The 892-nt window shown below is 20.3% G+C and carries 1 protein-coding gene; it reads right to left on the bottom strand.

Going from position 1 to position 892, the window contains the following annotated elements; genetic code table 11:
- Positions 1 to 117: 117 nt before the first annotated feature.
- Complete coding sequence (locus G3997_RS04095) at positions 118 to 660, bottom strand: hypothetical protein (RefSeq protein ID WP_296648541.1); 543 nt, start codon at positions 658 to 660, stop codon at positions 118 to 120.
- Between the last annotated feature and the right edge of the window lie 232 nt (positions 661 to 892).

Here is an 892-nt window from a genome sequence, read left to right as displayed (position 1 = left end):
ATATTTTAATAAATAATAATTAAAAATATCTTTTACAATATTATTGATTCTATTCTTATTAAAATTAAACTAAACATAAAATAAAAAAAGATGAACCCTATAAAGTTCATCTTTTTTCTATATATCTAACATAAGTTGTTCAAATCCAGAATCATATATATCATTTTTTTTAATATTTTTTTTATTCACAGGCTTTATGACATTTATTTTAGTCAAAAGCTTTTTTAATGATGCAACGTTATTTATAGATATATTTTCATTATTAACATTCAATGAATATCCCACATCTGTTTTATTTATTATAAGTTTAGGATTTTCTAGTTTTAACGATACTATAATCTCTCCATTATACTCTACAGAAAAACTATCTTTATTTTTTGAAAAAATATCTATTAAACCATCTTTTATAGATTTATTGTGTTTTGATTTATCTTGACTACTTAATACATTCATTTTTATTAAAAGAGGCTCTATTGACTTTAAATCATTTAAATATATAGGTCCACCTTTTAAGTAAATGCAGTATCCTCTACTTGATGCTTCTATCTTAACATCTTTTTCTTTTATAAATACCGATTCAATTTTTCCATTTGTATATTTAACTGTATATGATTTAGTTATTTTAGATAGTATATTTGTTATTTTGCTTGGTAAATACATTATGTCCCTCTTTTATTTTATTTTTATCTAAAATATATCATTAATTTATAAATTTTACAAGTTTATAGTGCTTTTAACAAGAAATTTTAAACTTTAGTATATAATATCTTTATTCCTATCCTAAATATTCCTTTATAATTTAAATTTATACTTTTAGCATTAAAAATAAGGAGTCAAAATTTATGACGCCTTATTTTCAATGTTATAAAGTTATTTTTGTCTAGGTGTTGGG

This window comes from Romboutsia sp. 13368, assembly GCF_018336475.1.
GTDB lineage: Bacteria > Bacillota > Clostridia > Peptostreptococcales > Peptostreptococcaceae > Romboutsia.
This window is presented reverse-complemented; position numbering and strand designations above follow the sequence as displayed.